The sequence below is a fragment of the Actinopolyspora xinjiangensis genome (assembly GCF_900104475.1).
GTDB classification, from domain to species: Bacteria; Actinomycetota; Actinomycetes; order Mycobacteriales; family Pseudonocardiaceae; genus Actinopolyspora; species Actinopolyspora xinjiangensis.
The window spans coordinates 1-22,856 of record NZ_FNJR01000001.1 but is presented as its reverse complement, the minus strand read 5'-3'; the positions used below and the strand labels follow the sequence as shown (position 1 = coordinate 22,856).

Sequence of the window (22,856 nt, the reverse complement as noted above, 5' to 3'; positions counted from 1 at the left end):
GGTCTCCGGTGCGGTCCCCGCGAGGAGGCCCGAGGTCGTGTTGACTCCCCGACGTCGCGGCCTCGTCGTGGGGAGAGCCGTGCCAGTGGTGCCGTCGAGGGAGTGACCCGCCGAGAGGGCGGACTGGTACCGCACCGGTTCAGTTGCCGTCGATCACGCCGGGATCGAGTCCGAGGTAGCTGGCGATCTGCTCCACCAGCACGTCGTGCAGCAGGTCCGCCAGGTCAGTGCCGTTGCGGGCGCGGGCCTCCAGCGGACGCCGGTACAGCACGATCCGCGCCCGGGTGGGTTCACCCCGGCGATCCGCGCTCGCGGGAACGAGCCGGGCCAGCGGCACGTTGGAGTCCACGACCATGTCGTCGCCCCAGACCACGGTCTCCGGTGACGTCACGTCCACCTCCGGGACCTCGTCCACGGCCACGTCGAGCTGGGTGAGCTCGGTGTGCCACCGCTGCTCGATCGGTTCGAGGGCCTCCAGTACCAGCGCGTCGAACCGTTGGGAACGACTCCGCGCGGCCGGTACCGAGGACGGATAGAGCGGGCCGCGCATACCGCGGCCACGTCGGTCCCGTCGCTTCCCGGTTCGCTGTCGAGCCTGCCGTGTGGTCACCACGCGGTGAGGATACTCCGCGGCGAGCGGACTACGGAATCGAGCCCGCACCGGCGACTACCCGACGTGTTCGCACGATACGTTCCGGACACTTCCCGATCACCGTTTCGCGGGAGTGCGCAACTTCACCAAGATGATGATCAACGCAGCGCACGGTGCCGCTTTTTCGTGGTGAGCCCTCGGTGGCAATTCCCTTATCGGGTTATTCCGGCCGTTTTTCCGCGTGCCGTCGGGTGCGGGCGTGACAAGGGCGCTATGGTGCCAGGCGTGCGGAGCGTGAGGCGTTGCTCTCGAACCGGGTGCACCGAGCCGGCGGTAGCGACGCTGACCTATGCCTATGCGGATTCGACCGCAGTGGTCGGGCCGCTGGCGACCTATGCCGAACCCCACAGTTACGACCTCTGCGAAGAGCACGCGCTGCGGTTGACCGTCCCGAAGGGGTGGCACGTCGTGCGCCACGAGGGCGAGTTCGCGGCGGACCAGCCATCCGAGGACGACCTCACCGCGCTGGCCGAGGCCGTTCGGGAAGCCGGGCGCTCCGACCCCGCTGACTCGGCGGGGCTCCACGGGGGCGGAAGCAGGCGCGGTCACCTGCGCGCGCTGCCCGATCCCGGCCAGGAGTAGCCGTCCCGGTTCCCGCGAATTCTTCGGCGCTCCCCGGCCGATCGGTCCCCGCAGCGGCGGTCGGGCGGCTGTCCCTTGGCCTCGCGGGAAACCTCGACGGCGACCGAGCCGCCCCCGCTGCCGTGTGACGCATCCGACTCGGCCACGGCGCCCCGGCTCGGCGACGAACACCCGCTCCCGGAAGGTGGGGCGGGAGGGTTCCGAGGAGGTCGCCGCCGGTGCTCGGACGCGGCGAAGAACGTCGCCGTACCCGCTCCGCGGGAACGCTCGGTGGCCATCCGGCGGACACCACGACCCGGCCGATCGCGGGTAAGCTGCGGCACGCAGGCAAGGATGCCGTCATTACGGGGAGAGTGCAGCGTGCGGGACCTGTCGGGGATCGTCAAGGCGTATGACATCCGGGGTTTGGTGGGCGACGAACTGGACGCGGAGCTGGCCCGCGAGGTCGGTGCCGCGTTCACCAGACTGGTCGGTGGCCCCGCGGTGGTGGTGGGACACGACATGCGGGATTCCTCTCCGGAACTGGCGGCCGCGTTCTCCGAGGGAGTGACCGGCCAGGGGATCGATGTGGTCCACATCGGGCTGGCCAGCACCGACATGCTCTACTTCGCCTCCGGACACCTCGACCTTCCCGGGGCGATGTTCACCGCCAGCCACAACCCGCCCCAGTACAACGGGATCAAGCTGTGCCGCGCAGGTGCGGCCCCGGTGGGACAGGACAGCGGGCTTTCCGAGATCAAGGAGCTCGTGGGGCAGGGCGTGCCCGAGTTCCTCGGGGCGCAGGGTGCGGTCACCGAGCGCGACATGCTCGGCGAGTACGCGAACTTTCTGCGCGGGTTGGTGGACCTGACCTCGACACGGCCGCTGAAGATCGTCGTCGACGCGGGCAACGGTATGGCCGGGCACACCGTGCCCAGCGTTTTCGAGGGGCTTCCCTTCGAGGTCGTCGACATGTACTTCGAACTCGACGGCACGTTCCCCAACCACGAGGCCAACCCGCTGGAGCCCGCCAACCTCGTGGACCTGCGGGCCAAGGTCCGCGAGGTGGGAGCCGACGCGGGCCTCGCCTTCGACGGCGACGCCGACCGCTGCTTCGTGGTCGACGCGGCGGGTGAGCCGGTGTCGCCCAGCGCGATCACGGCTCTGGTGGCGACCCGGGAGCTCGCCAAGGAGCCCGGGGCCTCCATCATCCACAACCTGATCACCTCGAAGGCCGTGCCCGAGATAGTCAGCGAGCACGGCGGCAAGCCCGTCCGCACCAGGGTCGGCCACTCCTTCATCAAGCAGACCATGGCGGAGACCGGAGCCATCTTCGGTGGTGAGCACTCCGCACACTACTACTTCCGCGACTTCTGGCGCGCCGACTCGGGGATGCTCGCCGCGCTGCACGTGCTGGCCGCGCTGGGCGGCCAGTCGCGGCCCCTCGGGGAGCTGATGTCCGAGTACAGCCGTTACGCGGCCTCGGGCGAGGTCAACTCGACCGTGGACGACCCCTCCGCTCGGATGCGTGCCGTCGCCGACACGTTCCGCGATCGCAACGGTGCTCGTATCGACGAACTCGACGGGCTTACCGTGGAGTTGTCGGACGGTTCGTGGTTCAATCTCCGCCCGTCCAACACCGAGCCGGTACTCCGGCTGAACGTGGAGGCAACCGATGCCGGGGCCATGGCGGCGCTGCGGGACGAGGTGCTGGCGGTGGTGCGAGAGTAGTCGTGCCCGCCCCGAACCGCTCCGCGGAGTTTCGTCCGGGGCGCTGTGGTGGCCGGTCGGCGCGGTGCCGTTCGGGCAGTGGTGCGGTGTGATCCCAGGGAGGAAGAGTGAGTGTCGCGATCGATCCCGAGCTGCGGGAGATCCTGGTGTGCCCCTGCCCGCGCAACGCGTCGCTGGAAGATGGTCTACCGGGTGATCCGGACGCCGAGTACCTGACCTGCTCCTCCTGCGGGCGGGGGTTTCCCGTGCGGGACGGGATTCCCGTCCTCCTGCTGGAGGAAGCGCTCTCGGGACCGGAAGCCGATCCCGCCCCCGACGAGTCAGGTGAGGGGTGACGACGGTGCTGGACGACAGCGTCCTGGAGGACCAACAGCGACTCTTCGAACTGGACAGCCGGGGACTGCTCCGCACGGCCGCGCTGGCGGGCGCGCAGGTCCGTTCGGCGGCCACCGCCGCCGAGGAGGCGGGCCTGGACGATCTCGCCGGGTACAAGCCACGGGCTCTGGTGCTGTTGTCCACGGCGGGAGCCGGTCCCGCCGCCTGCGAACTGCTCGCCGCCGAACTCGGACCCTCCTGCCAGGTTCCCGTGGTGGTCACCGGGGCCATGCCCTCCTGGATCGGACCGTTGGACGTGGTCTTCGCCCACGCCGCCGATGGCGGTGACACCGTGCTGGCCGAGTCGTTGGAACTGGCCACCAGGCGCGGTGCGGCCGTGGTCCTCGCCGCTCCGGACGAGGGGCCGGTGGCAGCCGCGGCCGCCGGGCGGGCGAAGCTGATCTCCCCCAGGGTCCCGGTGCCGGAGCCGTTGGGCCTCGCCCACGTCTTCACGGCGGGATCGCGGGTCCTGGCGGCGCTGGGGTTGCTCACGGTCGACACCGACGCCCTGGCCGACGCGTTGGACGAACAGGCGGAGCGCTCCCACCCCGGCCGTGAGATCTCGGAGAACCCGGCCAAGACGCTGGCCCTGCGGCTGGCCGATCGTGTTCCGCTGCTGTGGGGAGTCGACGAGGTCGCCACGGCGGTCGCGCGGCACGGTGCCTTCGTGCTGGGCTGCTACGCGGGGATGCCGTGCGACGTCACGAGCTACCGGCAGGCGGTGAACCGCGAGGCGTTGTACGGCGCCGCCACCGCGGTGGGCGGTGAGGCGGATCTGTTCGCCGACCCGGAGGAGGGCCCCGGCCTGCGGGTCGTGCTGCTGAGCACGCGCGAGGACGAACGGGGCAGGCTCGCCGAGCGCGCCGCCGTGGCCGGGCTGCCTGGGGCGGACGTGCTCGCCCCCACCGAGTCCCAGGAGGGCGGCGGTGTGCGGAGCTCGCTGTCCCTGGCGGTCGGGTTCGACATGGCGGCGGTCTACATCGGGCTGGCCTCGGACTCGTTGAACGGTCACGGCAGACCGATGCCGGTGGCGCGCTGAGACCTTCCGCGCTCGGCGCGCCCGTGGTGTCCCCGACCGACCCGCCCGGAGAGTTTCGGTGCTCCTTCCGGCGAAGCGCGGGCGGGGCACGTTCGTTGTACTCCCGCCGGGCGGTGTCGCCTCCGTCGGGGAAACGCGGTTAGACGAGGAAGCGAGAACGACTGTGGAGTTACTGCGCAACGCGGTACGCCCGTATGCGTGGGGGTCTCGGACCGCGATCGCGGAGCTGCTCGGCCGTCCCGTGCCCGCCCCACATCCCGAAGCCGAACTCTGGATGGGTGCCCATCCCGGGGACTCCTCGCGGTTGCTGTGCCAGGACGGGTCGGAGGTCTCGCTGGTGCGTCTGCTGGACGCGGAACCGACCCACCAGCTGGGCAGGGCGTGCACCGACATATGGGGAAACCGCCTGCCGTACCTGATGAAGGTGCTCGCCGCGGACGAGCCGCTGAGCCTGCAGGCCCACCCCTCCGCCGAGCAGGCGGCCGACGGGTTCGCGCGGGAGGAGGCGCTCGACGTGCCGCGTAGCGCCCCCGACCGCAACTATCCGGACCCCACCGCCAAGCCCGAGCTGATCTGCGCGTTGACCGAGTTCCACGCGCTCGCCGGTTTCCGCGCGGCCGAGGCCACCGTCCGGCTGCTGCATCAGCTCGACGTACCGAGTCTGCGGGCCCACGTGCGGCTACTGGCGGCCCAGCCCGACCGGGACGGTCTGCGTGCGTTGTTCACCACCTGGATCACCCTTCCGGAGGAGAATCTCCGGGCCCTGATACCGGACCTGCTGCGCGCCTGCGCCGAGTACGTGCGTTCGGGCGGCGAGTTCGTCGAGGAGTGCCGCACGGTGCTCGAACTGGGGGAGGCCTACCCCAACGACGCCGGGGTGCTGGCGAGCCTGCTGCTGAACCGCATCGTCCTGCGACCGGGGGAGGCCATCTACCTGTCGCCCGGCAACCTGCACGCCTACCTGCGCGGCACCGGGGTCGAGATACTGGCCAACTCGGACAACATTCTCCGTTGCGGTCTCACCCCCAAGCACGTGGACGTCGCCGAACTGCTGAAGGTGCTCGACTTCGGCAACGGGGAGATGCGGGTGCTGACCGGCGAGCGACGCGGCACCAACCTGACGGTCTACCGCACCGAGGCCGAGGAGTTCGAGCTGTCCAGAGTGGAGTGGAACTCCGGCGACCGCGCGGGGGTGCTGCTCGACTCCGCGGGACCGCAGATCCTGCTGTGCACCGAGGGGGCCGTCCGGTTGTCCCCCACCTCGGGCGGAGCGGGCTCCAACGGCAACGGCGGTCACAACGGTCACACCGGTGGCGCGCGGGAACTGGAGCTGTCCCAGGGGGACTCGGTCTGGCTCGCCGCCTCGGATCCCTGCGTGCTGGCCCAACCGCTGGGTGAGGCCCACGAGCGGGTCCAGCTGTTCCGAGCCGCTCCCGGAGCGGTCTGAACCCGTTCCAACCGTTCGATCCCGTCACCTCCGGAACCACTTCGACGGCTCGCCGACCCGGCGCGGTTCTCCGCCCGCCTCGGTGGCCCCGAGCCGGGCGGACTCCTCGGCTCGTTAGTAGATTGTGCTCTCAACCACCATCGGAAACGGCCTCGCGACCGCTATCGTGCGGTGCCATCCGTAAGCACGATCCGAGGAGGCAGGGGTGCCAGGAAGCGGAATATGGCGGACCAAAACGGTCGAGCAATCGATCCTGGACACCGATGAACCGGACACCAGGCTGCGCAAGAATCTCGGCACCTGGGATCTGATCGTTTTCGGTGTTTCGGTGGTAATCGGTGCCGGGATATTCACCCTCACCGCACAAGTGGCCGGTGACACCTCCGGCCCCGCCGTCTCACTCGCCTTCGTGCTCGCCGCGATCGCCTGCGCGTTGGCAGCGCTGTGCTACGCCGAGTTCGCGTCCACGGTTCCGGTGGCCGGAAGCGCCTACACCTACTCCTACGCCACTTTCGGGGAGTTCTTAGCCTGGATCATCGGTTGGGACCTCATCCTGGAGTTCTCCATCGCCGCCTCGGCGGTGGCCAAGAGCTGGTCCTCGTACCTGGAGCAGGTGGCCTCCGGGCTCGGGCTGGTGGTGGACACCAAGCTCCCGCTGGGGCCGTTGCAGCTCGACTGGGGAGCCATGCTGCTCGTCGCGGTGCTGATCGCCGTTCTGGTCACCGGTACGAAACTCTCGGCTCGGGTCAGCATGGTGATCACGAGCATCAAGGTGGCGGTGGTGCTGTTCATCATCCTCGCCGGGATCGCCTACATCAAACCCGACAACTACACCCCGTTCATCCCCGAGGGGGAGCCCACTTCGGAGGGCGGTCCCGCGCTGCACCAGTCGCTGCTGTCCCTGATGCTCGGTGGTGAGTCCAGCACCTTCGGCGTCTACGGGCTGCTGGCGGGCGCGTCGATCGTGTTCTTCGCCTTCATCGGGTTCGACGTGGTCGCCACCACCGCGGAGGAGACCCGTGATCCGCAGCGCAACGCGCCACGCGGCATCCTCGGGTCGGTGCTGATCACCACCGTGCTCTACGTGGGCGTCTCGCTCGTGCTCACCGGCATGGTGAACTACACCCGGCTGGCCACCGGCCCCGACGGGCAGAGCGCCACGCTCGCCACCGCCTTCGAGGTCAACGGGGTGGACTGGGCCGCCACGCTGATCGCGGTGGGAGCGTTGATCGGTCTCATCACCGTGGTCATGGTGCTGCTGCTCGGGCAGACCAGGGTGCTGTTCGCCATGGCCAGGGACGGCCTGCTGCCGCGCGGGCTGGCCAAGACCGACCCGAACCGGGGAACTCCGGTGCGTACCACCATGCTGGTCGGCACGGCCGTGTTCGTCGCCTCCGGCTTCTTCTCCTTCTCGAGCCTGGCCGAGATGGTCAACATCGGCACCCTGTTCGCGTTCATCCTGGTCTCGGTCGGGGTGATCGTGCTGCGGCGGAAACGTCCCGACCTGCCGCGCGGTTTCCGGGCGCCCATGGTCCCGCTGGTCCCGGTGTTGGCCGTGCTGGCCTGCCTTTGGCTGATGATCAACCTGACCGCCTTCACCTGGATCAGGTTTTTGATCTGGATGGTCGCGGGTGTGGTCATCTACGTGCTCTACAGCCGTACCCACTCGGTGCTCGGGCAGCGGGAGAGGACCGGCGACCTCCCCGACTGAGGCCGAGATCGTGTGCGTGCCGGCTGCTGGGCTGGTCGAGTGGCGGAACCTCACGGGCCGTCTCGCCGCGGGAGCCTCGACATCGAGTAGGTACTACCCCACGTCGAGGTCGTCCTCGCGAGACGACCCGTGAGAAACCGCGGCGGTGCGGGTTGCGGGAGTGGTCGGAGCGCGACTACTCGTCGGCACTGGTGTCCCGGCGATCTCGTGGGAAATCGAGGGAGCTGGGGCCACACCGCCGTATTGGGGTCATCGCACCGACCCCTTGAAACCAAGCGCGAAATCACCGAGCCTCTCGGCTCACTGGCTGGAGGGGCGCAGGGCGGGGCCGCGTTCCCAGGGGGGAGTCATACCCGGCAGATCGATGATCTCCGGTGGTTCGGGGGGCGTGACGGTCCCCGGCGATTCGGCGGCCCGGTGTTCGGCCGAGCCGTTCCCCGTCCCGCCCGTCTCTTGATCCGCCGGGGGGTCGGCGACCGCTGTGCCGGCCCGTTCATCCTGCTTCCTCCCGCCGCTGTCGGTGGACAACGGACGCGAGGCCACCGGCGTCTCCCCCGAGTGGCGGTTCACCGGGTCCCCGTCGGAGCTCTCACGCTGTGCCCTGCCGTTGCGCGGTGTTCCCACCGGCTCGGCCATCGTCGTGCGCAGCGGGAGGTTCGTCCCCCGGGCGGGCACCTCCAGAGCGGCCGCCATCGACACGGCCCTGTCCCACTCGGGATCGCCGCTGTACTCCGAGTGCAGCAGCAGTCCCGCCATCCAGCGCCGCTGCTCGAACGGACCGCGCTGCGGATCGGGCAGCCAGTGGTCACCGCCGAGCACCAGAGCACCGGTCGGGCCACGCGCGGCGGCGGGTAGCGGCCCCTCGCTGCCGTCGTGCCGGAACCCCACGCCGAGCAGTTTGCCGTCGTGAACCTGCCGATTCCACGTGGTCACCGCCCCGCCGATCGGATCGGTGCCACGGCACAGCGAGCGCCAGCGCCCCGCCAGCGAGCCCGCCAGCGAGCGCTGCGCCCCGTGGCCGAGGAAACCGGGAAACCCGCGGGCGTAGGCCCACTGCAGCTGGGAACCGGCCGTGACGAGACCGACCCGCTCGCGATCCTGCTCGTCCAGTTGGCCGAGCAGCCTCGCGGCCGCTACGGAGACCAGCAGGCTCCCCTGGCTGTGTCCGGAAAGCACCACCCGTGTGTTGGGGTCCGAGAGGTGTTCGCACGCCCGGTTGACCAGCTCGGGGATGACCTTCAGGGCGTAGCACGGGGGAACGACCGGGTGCGCCTCACGCGGCCAGAACAGCGTCAGATCGCACAGCAGGCTCAACCGCTGTGCCGAGTTCGGACGACGCACCGCCAGGTAGACCATCCGCAGCAGCGTCGCCGCCAGCGTGGCCAGCGCTCCGACACCCAGCAGCGTCAACCAGCGGCTCCAGGTGGGAGTCTCGGTGCTGCCCAGGCGCACCGCCAGTGCCAGGACCGCTCCACCGGCCAGGGCTCCGGCCAGCACCAGCACCAGGCGGTGACCGTGGACCCGTTGCAGCTCGGCCCATTTCCACGCCCGTTCGGCGCTGCGCTGGTCGGCGGGGCGACCGGCGTGCAGCAGCTCCACCTCGGGCGAGACGCTGTCGGTGCGCACCGCGCGCCACCAGCGAAACCAGGCCCAGGGCCCCACGAAGAGCCCCGCCAGCACGAGCGTTGCCGTCGCCGAGCCCCACAGCAACGTCACGGTGTCGTAGGAAACCGGTAGCAGCAGATCCGCGTCGAGCGCCTGCCGGGCGCTCAGTGTCACCCCTGCCCCGAATCCGGCTCCGAGCAGGCAGGCGATCAGCAGTACGGGCGCGGCGAACCAGCCACCCGCCCACGGACGCAGCCTGGTGGGGAGGCGGTGCCAGGAGTCGCGCGCCAGCAACGCCGCCGGAACCAGCACCGCTCCCACACAGCCGCAGAGCACCAGCAGCGCGAGGGTCAGCGAGTCGGTGATTCCGCCCGAACCGGGGAGCGGGCCGGACAGCGAGTTCGGGGCCACGGCGGTGGCCGTCACCAGCAGTCCGCCGAGCGTGAGTAGCACGACCCGTGGGTAATACCCCAGCAGCGGGTTCACCGCACGGGTGAGTCCGTTCTCGGAGTTCCGCGCCGCCGAACCGGTGGGGTCGTCCAGCAGGGCCGTTCCCAGCACGCACAGCGCGGTCAGCGTGGCCGCGGCCACCCATCGTGGATCCGTGCCCGCCGAGGGGCCTCCCAGCGCCAACAGCACCGTCGTGCACAGCCCCGCCACCGCGTGCAGCGTCCGCAGAGCGGGGGTGGCGGGATCGCGCACCACGCCGTTTCCGGGGAGCTTCGGCGCCTGCGTCGTCTGCCCGGTCTCCGGGCTCAGCGGGGTGCGTACGCGCCACGACATCGCGGAGAGGCGGTACATGCCGACCACGATGCCCACCACGAAGGCGAAAGCCGGGATCGAGCGCAGCTGTTCCACCGTGCGGAGCCCGTTCGGGACCGCGCCCAGGCAGCCGGCTCCCGGGCGCAGGCACTGGGCGGCCAGCAGGTCCAGGCTCAGCACCGTCAGGTGGGCGGTGAACAGCATCGTCAGCAGGAGTGCCGCCAGGCGCAGCCCCGCGCGCAGCAGCGCGCCCAGCGCGCGCGAGGATCGGCGCGCCGGATCGCTCGGCGGCAGCATCCAGTGCGCCATGTTCGCCAGCGCGAAGGGGAACAGCAGCGCCCACAGCGCCTTTCCGCCACCGGCGGTCATCCCGCCCCAGACGTATCCCTCGACCGAGCGGGGGACGGTTCGTTCTCCCGCGTTGAGGTCGGGGCCGGGAACGGGGCGCAGCAGTCGATCCGCCGGGCTGACGATCCGCCCCAGACCGTCCCCGGCCACGTCCACAGAGGCCACCGAGTCGGTCAGCTCCCGGGGCTCGGTTCCGAGGACGCCGTGTACCCGCAGCTCGACCACGCGAGTGTCCGGCCCGGGTACGTGCACTGTTCCTCCTGTGGGTCGTCGGCGCGGCGGGGGCGCCCTTTCCTCGTCGGAGTCCGATGAGTCCGTTCCCGACGGTCCCGTTTCGTTCGGGAGCGGCACCCGTCGCCTTCCGATTGTCTCTTCTCGACGGTCTCGTTGCGACCGTCTTCCCGAGATTGTCCCCATCGCGGGGAAGTTCCGGGAGATCGGTGCGGGGTCAGCACCGCCGACCGGTTCGCGGCGGCCGGGACGAGCGACCGGTGCGGTGATCGCACGGCTCGACGGGGCCTGGTCGCGGAGCCCATCGGGTGGATGCCTCGGGTCGGGGCGGTGGCGGGCTGCGTAGGGTCTGCACCCATGGGGCGGCTGATCGTGATCGAAGGACTGGACGGAGCGGGGAAGCAGACCCTGACCGGTACGTTGACCTCGGAACTGGAGTCCAGGGGGTTGTCGGTGGGCCGGGTGGCCTTTCCCCGCTACGGGGAGGACGTGCACGCTGATCTCGTGGCCGAGGCGCTCCGCGGCGCGCACGGCGACCTGGCCGACTCGGTGTACGGCATGGCCGTGCTCTACGCGCTGGACCGGCAGCGCTCCGCGGCGTGGTTGCGGGCGGAGCTCGCCGATCACGACGTGCTGCTGCTGGATCGCTACGTGGCGTCCAACGCCGCCTACGGTGCCGCGCGGCTGTGGCAGCACGCCGACGGCGAGTTCGCCTCCTGGGCCTACCAGCTGGAGGTGACTCGTTTCGGACTGCCCGCCCCGGAGCTGCAGATCCTGCTGAGCGTCCCGAGTGAGGTCGCGGCCGAGCGGGCCGAGCGGCGGGAGCGTTCCGACGCGGGGGACGGAAGGGACAGGTTCGAGTCCGACGCCGGGCTGCAGGAGCGCTGTGCCGTGGTCTACCGGGAACTCGCCGAGATGTCGTGGTGGTCGCCCTGGCACGTCGTCGAGAACGCGGTCACCACCGATCCGAGCGCGCTGGCCGATCGGGTGCTCGCCTAACCTACTCCGACGTAGTGCTCCGTTCGGCGGTATCGGGTCCACCGCGCTGGGCAGTGATCCGACGACCTGCGGTGATGATTGCCGGGTGGTGCTTGTCCTCGCGTTGCCAAGTGCAACCATGTGGGGCATGAAGTCACGCGTGCTCGTGGTGGACGACGACCCGGCTCTGGCGGAGATGCTGACCATCGTACTCCGCGGTGAGGGGTTCGATACCGCCGTGGTCAACGACGGCACCAAGGCGATGCCCGCGTTGCGTGAGCTCAAACCCGACCTGGTGCTGCTCGACCTGATGCTGCCGGGCATGAACGGCATCGACGTGTGCAAGGCCATCCGCGCGGAATCGATGGTCCCCGTTGTCATGCTCACCGCGAAGAGTGACACCGTTGACGTGGTGCTCGGACTGGAGTCCGGGGCCGACGACTACATCGTCAAACCGTTCAAGCCGAAGGAGCTGGTGGCCCGGCTGCGGGTGCGGCTGCGTCGTACCGAGGCGGAACCGGCCGAGGTGCTTTCCATCGGTGACCTGACGGTCGACGTCCCCGGGCACGAGGTCACGCGCGACGGAGTCCCGATCTCGCTCACGCCGCTGGAGTTCGACCTGCTGGTCGCGCTCGCACGTAAGCCACGTCAGGTATTCACCCGCGAGGTGTTACTCGAACAGGTGTGGGGTTACCGTCACGCCGCCGACACCCGGCTGGTCAACGTGCATGTGCAGCGGCTCCGGTCGAAGATCGAGAAGGACCCCGAGCACCCGGAGGTCGTGCTCACGGTTCGGGGGGTCGGTTACAAGGCCGGCCCGCCATGACTTCCGTACCGGCTGATCGGCTCTACTGGACAGGACGGATGGGGTGAACAGCGAGGAGCATCCCGTCGGCGCCGAGTGTTCGTTCGTGGTTCGCGTCCGCGAGGGCTTGCGCAGGCGCTGGCACCGGTTCGAAACCACCTGGCGACGTTCGATGCAGCTGCGCGTCGTCGTCAGCACCCTCGCTCTCTCCTCCGCGGTCGTCTTCGTGCTCGGCATGGTGCTGCAGACGCAGATCACGAACAGGCTGCTGGAGAACAAGAAGAGAGCCGCGATCCAGCAGGTCGAGCAGAACCTGCCGGTGCTGGAACGGCAGCTGACCGCGGTGGACCCCAATGAGGACGATGTCGGCAAGCAGCTCGAGGACGCGCTGAACCGCCTGACCACCACGGCGGCCGAGCAGACCGAGAGCGACTCGGTCGCCGGGACTTACGAACCCGTGCTGGTGGACGGCCACGCCATCGCCGAGGACGGCGCACAGCCCTCGGCGGGTCCGGTCGACAGTGTTCCGGAGTCACTGCGCAGGCTCGTCGAGCAGGACCAGCTCGCCATCCAGATCGAGACCGCCAACGACGGCGGCAGCAGGGTCACCATGCTCGTCATCGGCAGCCCGGCCGGAACCGCCACCCGTCCGTTGCAGGCCTACTTCCTGTTTCCGCTGGAGTCGGAGCGGCGCACCCTGCAGGTGGTGCAGAGCACCCTGCTGGTGGGTGGTCTCGTGCTGCTCGTGCTGCTCGGCGCGATCACCAATCTGGTCACCCGTCAGGTGGTGCGCCCGGTGCGCCAGGCCGCGCAGACCGCCGAACGGCTCGCCGCGGGCAACCTCGACGAACGGATGCGGGTGATCGGTGAGGACGACATGGCGCGGCTGGCCGACTCGTTCAACGAGATGGCCGACAGCCTCAAGCAGCAGATCCAGCAGCTGGAGGAGTTCGGCCAGCTCCAGCGGCGGTTCACCTCCGACGTCTCGCACGAGCTGCGTACCCCGCTGACCACGGTGCGGATGGCAGCCGATGTGCTGCACGCCTCCCGTGACGACCTCCCGGACGGTCTGGAACGCTCCGCCGAGCTGCTCGTCGACGAGCTGGACAGGTTCGAGTCCCTGCTCGGGGACCTGTTGGAGATCTCCCGGCTCGACGCGGGGGTGGCCGAGCTGTCCACCGAGTCGCTCGACGTGCCCGACCTGGTGCGCCGCGTCATGGAGTCGCTGCTGCCCATCGCCCGGACGGGCGGGGTCGAGCTGCGCGGCCATTTTCCGGCCGAGGAGGTCAGCATTCTCGCGGACACCCGCCGCGTCGAACGCATCGTGCGCAACCTCGTGGCCAATGCCATCGACCACGCGGAGGGGCGGCCGGTGGACATCACCTTCGGGCAGAACGAGCGTGCCGTGGCGGTCACGGTTCGCGACTACGGGGTCGGGTTGCGCCCGGGCGAGAGCGAGCTGGTGTTCACCAGATTCTGGCGCGCCGATCCCTCGCGGGACCGCCAGACCGGTGGTACCGGACTCGGGCTGTCCATCGCGGCGGAGGACGCCCGACTGCACGGTGGTTGGCTGGACGCCTGGGGTGAACCTGGGCAGGGGTCCTGCTTCCGGCTCACCCTGCCCCGTGACTCGGGGGAACAGGTCGACACGAGTCCACTGCCGCTGCCGAGCGCCCGTAGCATCGCCGCGCCCGAGGCGCTGCTCGCCGTACCGGCCGATCCGAGCGAGAACGGCTCCGTTCCGCCGGACGAGGAGCAGGATCGAAGCGGCCGGGAGCCGATCCGGTTCTCCGAGACCGACGATCAGGAGGAGCGATGAGGTTACGGGGGCGGCTCGTACGTGCGGTGGCCGTGTTGTCGGTGCTTTCCGTGCCGGTCACCGGCTGCGCCTCCATACCGGAGGAGACCGAGGCGAAGGCCATCCGCCAGGTCGAGGAGGGGCGCGAGACGAGTACCCAGCCCCAGCCACCGTCCGAGAGATCCGGTGCGCAGGATATCGTCCGCAGTTTCCTCGACGCCACCGCGCAACCGGCAAACGACTACGAAGCGGCGCGGCTGCGCCTGACCGAACGGGCGGCCGAGTCCTGGAAGGTTCCCGAGGAACTGGTCATCGTCAACAGCGTCAACATATTCCCGAAACAGGGGGAGAACGCGGACGACGACTCCGTCCAGATCCTCCAGCTGGACATGCACCAGCGTGGCAGGATCCGGCCGGATCACTCCTTCGTCTCCGACGAGAAGGACATCAGCCTGACGGTCAGGGTCGAGCGCCGCTCCGACGGGCAGTGGCGGATAACCGATCCGCCGAAGATGCTGCTGGTCCACCGTAAGGAGTTCATAAACAACTACCGCTCGGTGTCGGTGTACTTCCTGGACCAGCAGCGGGACGGCGTGATTCCGGATGTCCGCTGGGTCCGGCAGCACCCGGACAGCACGTTGCCCGCCCGCGTCATCAGCCTGCTGCTGTCGGGACCGTCGAAGAGCTTCGATTCCGCCATGAACACCGCCATCCCGGAGGGCACCACCACGGGGAGCAACGTCAGCGAGACCAAGAGCGGCGCCCTGTTGGTCGACCTGCGTGGCCTCGGTGAGTTGAGCAGCAAGAAGAAGCGGTTGATCGCCGCTCAGGTGGTGCTGACCCTGAGCGATGTCCGTACCGCCCGGGTGAAGCTGCAGCACGAGGGCGCCCCGTTGCTGCCGAGCTCCGACTCGTTGCGTCCCTCCGACGTCAGCGAGTACGAGCAGCAGAACGAGGTTCCCCGTGATGTGGAACCGCTCGCTGTCGTCGACGAGAAGTTGCGGGTGTTCAGCGAGCAGGCACCCTCCGTGCCGGGCCCGGCCGGGGACGGAAGTTACCAGATCACCAACGCGGCCCGTTCGGACGACGGTTCGAGATTGGCGGCGGTGGAGCGCGCCGATGAGGAGGGAGTCGATCTGCGCGTGGGGCCCTACGGTGGTGCGCTGCGGAAGCTGCCCATCCACGGCAGTTTCATGACCAGACCCACCTGGCGTGGCGAGTCCGAGGTCTGGACCGTGGTGGACGGTAAGCGGGTGATGCGGGCCACCCGGGACGAGAACGGTTCTTGGTCGGTCACCGAGGTCGACTCCAGTGCGTTCCCCGACGGGGGGAGCATCGACGCGTTGCGGATCGCGCGTGGTGGTACCCGGCTCGCGGCCGTGGTGAACGGCAGGATAGTCGTCGCGGGCATCGCGGGAAGCGGTTCGGAGGTGCTGCTGCACCGGCCCACCACGCTGACCGGAGGCCTCGGCGACACCGAGATCAAGGGAGTCGACTGGCTCAGCGGTGACTCGTTGGTGGCCATTACCGGCAGCGACGACGTTCCCGTGGTCAAGGTCTCGATCGACGGTTTCTTCTGGCCGACCTACCGATCCTCCAACCTCCGCGATCCCAGCAGGGTGACGGTAGGGCCCGGACAACGGGTCATCGTCTCCGACAAGGAGTACCTCTGGCAGGTCAGGGACCAGAGCGACTACTGGGAGGTACTGCAGAACATCCCGATCAAGAAAAATTCGATCCCGTTCTTCCCGGGCTGAGCGGCGCACCGCGGGGAGGTCGTGCCGGGTGTGCCGCTGCCGGCCGGGTGTGGGTGAGCCCGACACGCCGGAGGAGGAGGCGCTCGGAGTGGCCGTCGGCCCGGAGACCGGGGCAGTCTCGCGAGTGTGTCATCCGATCGACGGGCGAAGTGGAGTGCGGCGGCCGGCCTCGTGAATCTGCTGCTGCCGTTGCGTTGCGCCGGGTGCGGGCTCGCCGGGTTCGCGCTGTGCGCGGGGTGCGGCGGGAGGTTCGCGCGGTTGCGCAGGGTGCACCCGCCCGAGCTGTCCTCGGCCCCTCCCGTCCACGCGCTGGCGCGCTACTGCGGCCGTGCCAGAACGGCACTGCTGGCCTGCAAGGAAGGCGGGCGGCGTGATCTGGAAGGGCCACTCGCGGCACGTGTGGCCGTCGCGCTGCGGGAGATCCTCGACGAGCACGCGGCGCTCGTGGGTACCGGTCCGGTGCGACTGGTTCCCGCGCCCTCCAGGCCCGCGGCGGTTCGCCGTCGTGGCAGGGCTTACCTCGTTCGGCTCGCGCGGCGAGCGGAACGAGGGGTGCCGGGTGTGCGGACGGCGGACTGCCTCAGGTTGAGTCCTCTGGTGCGCGACTCGGTCGGACTGGACAGCGCGCGGCGGTTCGAGAACCTGCGTGGCGGGGTGCTGTTGCGTAGGAGCCGCGTGCCATCGCCCGGAACCCCTGTGCTGCTGTTCGACGACGTGCTCACCACGGGGGCCACGCTGCTGAACTGCCGAGAAGCACTGGCCGGGGCCGGGCTCCCCGTGGCGGGGATGCTGGTGTTGGCGAACGCGGCCAGGGAGACGTGAGCGCTCTTCCGGCACCGCCGCCGGGGGCGAGAGCGGCCGGTGCGGGGGTGAGGAGTCGACTTCCGTTCCGCCGCTTCGGGAACCACTGGTTTGTGTCACGCGTTTGCCGGGTATACGCGGATGGCCGGAGGCTCCCCGCCGATCCGGAATCACATTCGTGTACAGCTCCGAAAAGGTGAGTCCGGGGCGCGGTCTCCGGTACTGCGGTCGTGGGAAAGAGCGAGAGGTGGAACGGAGGTGCGCCATCACCCGCTCGAGGCGGAAGTGAATCACACCGGGTGGCTGATTGACTTTCACTCGACTCGGGGGGTGTCACAACTCCGTAAAGCCAGCTAACGTGCGTTCCCATCAGCCGTTTCCGGCAGCGGAATGAGGTGAGGCATTGATGACCATGACGCCGGAAACGAGCTGAGCACGCTCACTCCGGTGTCGCCGTGATCGTCATTCACGGAAGCACGCTGAGCAACGGAGGTCGTGAATGGACATCGTCGTCAAGGGCCGCAACGTCGAGGTGCCGTCTCATTATCAGCAGCACGTCGGCGAGAAGCTGAGCCGTCTCGACCGTTACGACAGGAAGGCCATGCGGGCCGACGTGGAACTGCACCACGAGCGCAATCCACGTCAGGCGAAGAACTGCCAGCGGGTCGAGATCACTCTCCGGGGACGCGGACCGGCGGTGCGCGCAGAGGCGAGCGCCCCGGACTTCTACGCCGCGCTGGACGCCGCCTCGACGAAGCTGGAGAACCGGCTACGCAAGATGCACGACCGTCGGAAGGTGCACTACGGCCGACGCAACCCCCGGTCGGTGGCGGAGGCAACCGCGGCCATGGCAGACCGCCCGGTCGCCGTCGCGGGTGCCGGAGGCACGCCACGAGGCCAATCACGCACGACACTGTTGGAGCCGCCGGCCGAGCAGCCGCGAGACGACAGGGCGAGGGGTAACAGCACCGTGAGCGACAGCGCAGTTGGAAATCAGCGAACTTCCCAGAAAACCGAATCTGTTTCGGGTGACTCCGGCGTCCCCCGGCAACGTGAGGACATCAACGGCTACGAACCCGGCAGAATCGTCCGCGAGAAGGAACATCCCGCCACCCCGATGACCGTCGATCAGGCGCTCTACGAGATGGAGCTGGTGGGACACGACTTCTACTTGTTCTTCGACGCGGATGCCGACAAACCCAGCGTGGTCTACCGCCGCAAGGGATTCGACTACGGAGTGATCCGGCTGGCCTGATCCGGCCCTATCCCGAACGAGCCGCGACAACAGTACCGATTTGGTACGGACCATAACCATCGTGGCCGTCCGCCGCGTACCGTGGTGCGCGGGGACGGCCACGTCTGTGGGTCGACGCAGCCGACGGACGGCCACACTCCCCCTGCCACCGCACGATCGGGTGTGGCGGGAACACACGTGCGTGCCGGAAACGTTCGTGGACCGTGGGCCGCTTCCGACGTTCGAGCAGTGCGCATCGGCCTGCGGTGCCTGAGCGAACCGTGCGGAGGCGGGCTTCTAATACTATGACCGTAAAGCGTCCGTGACGGGCGCGTCACGATCAGCAAGTGAGGTCGACCGGATGGTCCTGTCCCGACTGCTCCGCGCTGGCGAAGGCAAGATGCTGAAGCGTCTGCGTTCCATCGCGGCGCACATCAACGAGCTCGAAGACGACACGGTCGCGCTGTCCGATGATGAGCTGCGGGCCAAGACCGATGAGTTCAAGGAGCGCTACGCCGACGGCGAGCAGCTGGACAAGCTCCTGCCGGAAGCCTTCGCGGTCGCGCGCGAGGGCGCCAGGCGGACGCTCGGCAACCGGCACTTCGACGTCCAGCTCATGGGTGGCGCCGCGCTGCACTTCGGGCAGATAGCCGAGATGAAGACCGGTGAGGGCAAGACGCTCACCTGTGTGCTGCCCGGCTATCTCAACGCGATCACCGGCAACAGCGTCCACGTGATCACGGTCAACGACTACCTGGCCAGGCGTGACTCCGAGTGGATGGGCCGGATATACCGCTTCCTCGGCATGGAGGTCGCCGCGATCACGGCCGACATGTCCCCGGACCAGCGCAGGGAAGCCTACAACTGCGACGTCATCTACGGCACCAACAACGAGTTCGGCTTCGACTACCTGCGCGACAACATGGCCTGGAGCCTGTCCGAGTGCGTCCAGCGCGACCACAACTTCGCGATCGTCGACGAGGTCGACTCCATCCTCATCGACGAGGCCAGGACCCCGCTGATCATTTCCGGCCCCGCGGACCAGTCCTCGCGCTGGTACCAGGAGTTCGCGCGACTGGCCCCGATGCTGACGCGTGACGAGCACTACGAGGTCGACGAGCGCAAGCGCACCATCGGCGTCACCGAGGAGGGCGTCGAGATCATCGAGGACCAGCTCGGGATCGAGAATCTCTACGAGGCCGCGAACACCCCGCTGGTCGGCTACCTCAACAACGCCCTCAAGGCCAAGGAGCTCTACCACCGGGACAAGGACTACATCGTCCGCAACGGCGAGGTGGCGATCGTCGACGAGTTCACCGGGCGTGTGCTGCACGGACGTCGCTACAACGAGGGCATGCACCAGGCGATCGAGGCCAAGGAAGGCGTCGAGATCCAGGCCGAGAACCAGACGCTGGCCACGATCACACTGCAGAACTACTTCCGGCTCTACGACAAGCTCGCCGGCATGACGGGTACCGCCCAGACGGAGGCGGCCGAGTTCCAGAGCACCTACAAGCTCGGTGTCGTCACCATCCCCACCAACGAGCCGATGATTCGGCAGGACCAGCCCGACCTGATCTACAAGAGCGAGGAAGCCAAGTTCGCGGCCGTCGCCGAGGACATCGAGGAGCGGCACAGCAAGGGCCAGCCGGTGCTGGTGGGCACGACCAGTGTCGATCGTTCGGAGTACCTCGCGAAGCTGCTCACCAAGCGCGGCGTCCCCCACAGCGTGCTCAACGCCAAGCACCACGAGTCGGAGGCCGGTATCATCGCCGAGGCCGGGCGCAAGGGTGCGGTGACCGTGGCCACGAACATGGCCGGCCGTGGTACCGACATCGTGCTCGGCGGCAACGTCGACCATCTCGCGGACGCCGAGCTCCGGAAACGTGGCCTGGACCCGGTGGACAACCGGGAGGACTACGAGGCCGAGTGGCCCGCCGTCGTCGACAAGATCAAACAGCAGGTCGAGGCCGAGGCCGACGAGGTACGTGAAGTGGGGGGACTCTACGTACTCGGCACCGAGCGGCACGAGTCGCGGCGTATCGACAACCAGCTGCGCGGTCGTTCCGGCCGTCAGGGTGATCCCGGTGAGTCCCGGTTCTACCTCTCGCTCGGCGACGAGCTCATGCGTCGGTTCAACGCCAACATGGTCGAGACCGTCATGACCCGGCTGAAGGTTCCGGACGACGTCCCGATCGAGCACAAGATGGTCACCAGGGCCATTCGTAGCGCCCAGACCCAGGTCGAACAACAGAACATGGAGATCCGCAAGAACGTCCTCAAGTACGACGAGGTGCTCAACCAGCAGCGTTCGGTGATCTACACCGAACGCAGGCGTGTGCTGGAGGGGGAGGACCTGCGTGAGCAGGTCGAGCACATGATCGAGGACGTGGTCGACGCCTACGTGAAGGGTGCCACCTCGGAGGGCTACGCCGAGGACTGGGATCTGGAACAGCTGTGGTCCGCGCTGAAGACCCTCTATCCGGTCTCGATCCACTGGGAGGACATCGCCGAGGAGGACGGTGACCTCAGCAGCAACAAGCTGCGTGACGCGGTGCTGGCGGATGCCAAACGGGCTTACGACGCCCGGGAGGCCGAGATCGAGAGCATGGTCGGTGAGGGTGGCATGCGGGAGCTCGAACGCCGCGTCGTGCTCAGCGTGCTGGACCGCAAGTGGCGTGAGCACCTCTACGAGATGGATTACCTCAAGGAGGGCATCGGCCTGCGCGCGATGGCGCAGCGGGATCCGCTGCTGGAGTACCGCCGCGAGGGCTTCGACATGTTCAATGCCATGTTGGAGGCGCTCAAGGAGGAATCCGTCGGCTTCCTGTTCAACGTTCAGGTCGAGGCCGCGGAGCCGGAGGAGTCTTCCGAATCCTCGGTTCCGGTGTCGGTCAGCCAGAGCTCGGGAGCTGACGGCGTCGCGGCCGAGACGGGGCAGGGCGTTGCCCGTCCGACTTCCAAGCGCGGCAAGAACTCCCGTGCGGCGGGGCCCGCGCTGAGCCAGCTCGGTTCGGAGCAGGACGAACAGTCGCAGGTCCCGGCGGCGCTGCGTGGCAATTCCTCCGGAGCGGCGGCGAAGCAGCGGCTCAGCTACTCGGGTCCTTCGGAGGACGGTGGTGTCGAGACCAGCGGCTCCGAACCGGAGAGCGCCGGGCAGCAGCAGGGCACCCGTCGGGAGCGGCGTGCGGCTGCCCGCGCCGAGTCGAAGAAGGGCAGGAAGCGGTAGTCGAAAGTCTTTTCGCCCCGGATCGGGACGTGTCCGGTCGGTGTTCCGGTGCTGCTCCCGCGAAACACCGACCGGACACCGGTGCGTGGGCGAAGTGACCGGTGGACCGAACTCGGCTGCCCACCCTACGGAATTCAGACCAGGGTGAGCAGAGTGCACGACCAGCCCGAGTCCAGCCGTCGTTCCAGCCTGAGAGTCACGGCCCGGTGGCGCTGGGGCTCACCGATGACCACGCAGACCTCTACCGTGTTGGAACTGGTCGGGCAGGCGTGAACCGAGTTCACGCGGGTGCGGAAGTCCAGTGGTGCTCCGGAACGGGTGAGGCTGGTCAGTAGGCCCGCCACCGGCCTGCTCAGCCATCGGCGTATCTGGTGAAGTGGCCTTCTGCCGGACAGCACCTCCACCACGCTTCTGGCCGCCCCGTGGGCCAGTGCGGACGCCGAGTAGAACGGCGGGGTTCGGCTCTCGCTGGCCGCGAGTGCGGTGGGACCTTCGCGCATGGCGGTGTTCTCCTTTTCCCGGTGGTCTCACCAGACGGGGAGTGACTCGCCCCCTCGGTGCGTTCGAGTCCAGCGTCCGAACCACCCGATGTGATGACCCCCGGTGGCTTGAGCGTGTTGGAGGGCCACCGGTGAATCGATAGGTTTGCCGAATGACTCTGGCAGCGCTCGTGGTCGATTACGGCGGAGTCCTCGACGACTTCGGGGACTCGTTCCGGGGAGGGGAGACCGGGGACGGTGACGAGCGGGCTCCGTTGGTCTCGGCTCTGGAGCGGCTTCGGAACGAGGGGGTCGTCACCGCGTTGTTGTCCAATGGGGACCGGCGACCCGCCGAACTCGACTGCGGTCGGTTGTTCGATGTGGTGGCCGTCTCGGGTGAGACGGGGCTCCGGAAACCCGAGGCCGCGAGTTTCCGTGACGTGGCCGAACGGTTGGAACTTCCGCCAGGGCGGTGCGTCCTGCTCGACGACGAACCGCGCAATGTGACCGCGGCGGTCGCCGTGGGCATGGTGGGGGTGTCGCACTCCGGTGTCCGTTCGACTCTGTACGAGTTGTCCGTGCTCTTCGATCTCGACTCTCTCGGTTAATCCCCTGTTGTCCTGCTGTTTTGTTGGTTGTTGGGGGGTGGGTGTGTGGGGGTGTGTGGTGGGGGTTAGAGTGGTTGTTGTCAGCACGGCGGGGCCGGGTTGGGAATCGCTAGGGGTTGGTGCTCGGTTTTTTCGGGTGCTTTCCGGGTGGTTTCTGGTTTCGGTTCGTGGTGGTGGCTGGTTGTTTGTAGAACTGCATGTGGTGCCTTCTGGTTCGTTGGTTGGGGCTCGCTGTGGTGGTGGGTCGTGATCGGCGGGTGGCTGGGCCCCCCGGTGTGTGGGGGGTTTGGTGGGGGTGCTACGGTGAATGCGGTGAACAACGGAAAAGCATTCGGATGTCTGCTGGCTGGTTAGTTGGTGGATGTTTCCGGGTGTGGGCCTGCCGTGTGTGTGGTGGGTGTGTTCTTTGAGAATTCAACAGTGTTTGTGCACGCGTGTGTGTGTTTGCTTTCTTGTCTTTTTTTGCTTTGAGTAGTGCCCGCGCTGCGGCATCATGGTTGTGGTGTTGTGGTGTGGGTGGTGCTGGGGTTTTTTCCAATAGGTTTCTTGTTGGAGAGTTTGATCCTGGCTCAGGACGAACGCTGACGGCGCGCTTCACACATGCAAGTCGAGCGATGGCGCCGGTTTTCGGATCGGTGTGCAGAGCGGCGGACGGGTGAGTAACACGTGAGTAACCTGCCCTGGGCGTGGGGATAACCCTGGGAA

At 68.4% G+C, this 22,856-nt stretch carries 16 protein-coding genes, 1 rRNA gene and 1 pseudogene; 15 read left to right on the top strand and 3 right to left on the bottom strand.

Features of this window, described 5'->3' with window-relative positions; genetic code table 11:
• Positions 1 to 139 precede the first annotated feature (139 nt).
• Positions 140 to 613: a metallopeptidase family protein gene (locus BLQ75_RS00090; protein ID WP_244515112.1), complete on the bottom strand. Its 474-nt coding sequence runs from the start codon at positions 611 to 613 to the stop codon at positions 140 to 142.
• A 264-nt stretch (positions 614 to 877) separates the two neighbouring features.
• Here BLQ75_RS00090 and BLQ75_RS00085 point away from each other — a divergent pair, with 264 nt between their 5' ends.
• The 6 genes from BLQ75_RS00085 to BLQ75_RS00060 all read left to right on the top strand — a co-directional run bounded on the left by BLQ75_RS00085 (position 878) and on the right by BLQ75_RS00060 (position 7,516).
• Entirely contained in the window at positions 878 to 1,234 is a 357-nt protein-coding gene (locus BLQ75_RS00085) for a DUF3499 domain-containing protein (RefSeq protein ID WP_092597097.1), read from the top strand.
• A 360-nt stretch (positions 1,235 to 1,594) separates the two neighbouring features.
• On the top strand, positions 1,595 to 2,944 hold the full coding sequence (locus BLQ75_RS00080) for a phosphomannomutase/phosphoglucomutase (RefSeq protein WP_092595931.1): 1,350 nt from the start codon (positions 1,595 to 1,597) through the stop codon (positions 2,942 to 2,944).
• A 107-nt stretch (positions 2,945 to 3,051) separates the two neighbouring features.
• On the top strand, positions 3,052 to 3,279 hold the full coding sequence (locus tag BLQ75_RS00075) for a Trm112 family protein (RefSeq protein WP_092595928.1): 228 nt from the start codon (positions 3,052 to 3,054) through the stop codon (positions 3,277 to 3,279).
• A 5-nt stretch (positions 3,280 to 3,284) separates the two neighbouring features.
• Positions 3,285 to 4,358, top strand: a complete 1,074-nt coding sequence (locus BLQ75_RS00070; protein ID WP_170837281.1) for an SIS domain-containing protein — start codon at positions 3,285 to 3,287, stop codon at positions 4,356 to 4,358.
• 163 nt (positions 4,359 to 4,521) lie between these two features.
• The gene (gene manA, locus BLQ75_RS00065) at positions 4,522 to 5,805 is read left to right on the top strand and encodes a mannose-6-phosphate isomerase, class I (protein WP_092595923.1); all 1,284 of its coding nucleotides are present in this window, start codon (positions 4,522 to 4,524) and stop codon (positions 5,803 to 5,805) included.
• 205 nt (positions 5,806 to 6,010) lie between these two features.
• Positions 6,011 to 7,516 (top strand): amino acid permease, encoded by a 1,506-nt coding sequence (locus BLQ75_RS00060; protein ID WP_092595920.1) that lies wholly within the window; start codon positions 6,011 to 6,013, stop codon positions 7,514 to 7,516.
• A 300-nt stretch (positions 7,517 to 7,816) separates the two neighbouring features.
• Here the strand turns inward: BLQ75_RS00060 and BLQ75_RS00055 are convergent, their stop codons facing one another.
• Entirely contained in the window at positions 7,817 to 10,483 is a 2,667-nt protein-coding gene (locus BLQ75_RS00055) for a hypothetical protein (protein ID WP_092595917.1), read from the bottom strand.
• 336 nt (positions 10,484 to 10,819) lie between these two features.
• On the opposite strand from BLQ75_RS00055, the gene BLQ75_RS00050 reads away from it, so the two are divergent.
• From BLQ75_RS00050 to secA, 7 genes and pseudogenes are all read left to right on the top strand, one after another.
• A complete protein-coding gene (locus BLQ75_RS00050) occupies positions 10,820 to 11,461 on the top strand; it encodes a dTMP kinase (protein WP_092595914.1) in 642 nt (213 codons plus the stop codon).
• 127 nt (positions 11,462 to 11,588) lie between these two features.
• Positions 11,589 to 12,266, top strand: coding sequence for an MtrAB system response regulator MtrA (gene mtrA / locus BLQ75_RS00045; protein WP_043576314.1), 678 nt, complete (start codon positions 11,589 to 11,591; stop codon positions 12,264 to 12,266).
• 151 nt (positions 12,267 to 12,417) lie between these two features.
• The gene (gene mtrB, locus BLQ75_RS00040; protein WP_092597094.1) at positions 12,418 to 14,064 is read left to right on the top strand and encodes an MtrAB system histidine kinase MtrB; all 1,647 of its coding nucleotides are present in this window, start codon (positions 12,418 to 12,420) and stop codon (positions 14,062 to 14,064) included.
• Complete coding sequence (locus BLQ75_RS00035) at positions 14,061 to 15,800, top strand: LpqB family beta-propeller domain-containing protein (protein ID WP_092595911.1); 1,740 nt, start codon at positions 14,061 to 14,063, stop codon at positions 15,798 to 15,800. The genes mtrB and BLQ75_RS00035 overlap by 4 nt, the downstream gene beginning before the upstream one ends.
• A 126-nt stretch (positions 15,801 to 15,926) precedes the next feature.
• Entirely contained in the window at positions 15,927 to 16,622 is a 696-nt protein-coding gene (locus BLQ75_RS00030; protein ID WP_092595908.1) for a ComF family protein, read from the top strand.
• A gap of 478 nt (positions 16,623 to 17,100) precedes the next feature.
• Positions 17,101 to 17,856, top strand: a complete 756-nt coding sequence (gene hpf / locus BLQ75_RS00025; RefSeq protein WP_092595905.1) for a ribosome hibernation-promoting factor, HPF/YfiA family — start codon at positions 17,101 to 17,103, stop codon at positions 17,854 to 17,856.
• A gap of 340 nt (positions 17,857 to 18,196) precedes the next feature.
• Positions 18,197 to 20,741 (top strand): annotated as a pseudogene (secA, locus tag BLQ75_RS00020) (preprotein translocase subunit SecA); the annotation flags it as partial.
• Between the two features lie 457 nt (positions 20,742 to 21,198).
• Here secA and BLQ75_RS00015 read toward each other — a convergent pair.
• Positions 21,199 to 21,564, bottom strand: coding sequence for an Rv3235 family protein (locus BLQ75_RS00015; RefSeq protein WP_211481077.1), 366 nt, complete (start codon positions 21,562 to 21,564; stop codon positions 21,199 to 21,201).
• Between the two features lie 152 nt (positions 21,565 to 21,716).
• Here BLQ75_RS00015 and BLQ75_RS00010 point away from each other — a divergent pair, with 152 nt between their 5' ends.
• Complete coding sequence (locus BLQ75_RS00010) at positions 21,717 to 22,151, top strand: HAD-IA family hydrolase (protein ID WP_092595899.1); 435 nt, start codon at positions 21,717 to 21,719, stop codon at positions 22,149 to 22,151.
• A 546-nt stretch (positions 22,152 to 22,697) separates the two neighbouring features.
• A 16S ribosomal RNA gene (locus tag BLQ75_RS00005) occupies positions 22,698 to 22,856 on the top strand; the annotation flags it as partial.

Bases quoted from the DNA above. Each gene is read 5' to 3' on its own strand.
- hpf (WP_092595905.1), top strand. From the start codon at position 17,101: ATGGACATCGTCGTCAAGGGCCGCAACGTCGAGGTGCCGTCTCATTAT.
- BLQ75_RS00015 (WP_211481077.1), bottom strand. From the start codon at position 21,564: ATGCGCGAAGGTCCCACCGCACTCGCGGCCAGCGAGAGCCGAACCCCG.
- BLQ75_RS00035 (WP_092595911.1), top strand. From the start codon at position 14,061: ATGAGGTTACGGGGGCGGCTCGTACGTGCGGTGGCCGTGTTGTCGGTG.
- BLQ75_RS00010 (WP_092595899.1), top strand. From the start codon at position 21,717: ATGACTCTGGCAGCGCTCGTGGTCGATTACGGCGGAGTCCTCGACGAC.
- mtrA (WP_043576314.1), top strand. From the start codon at position 11,589: ATGAAGTCACGCGTGCTCGTGGTGGACGACGACCCGGCTCTGGCGGAG.
- BLQ75_RS00050 (WP_092595914.1), top strand. From the start codon at position 10,820: ATGGGGCGGCTGATCGTGATCGAAGGACTGGACGGAGCGGGGAAGCAG.
- mtrB (WP_092597094.1), top strand. From the start codon at position 12,418: ATGCAGCTGCGCGTCGTCGTCAGCACCCTCGCTCTCTCCTCCGCGGTC.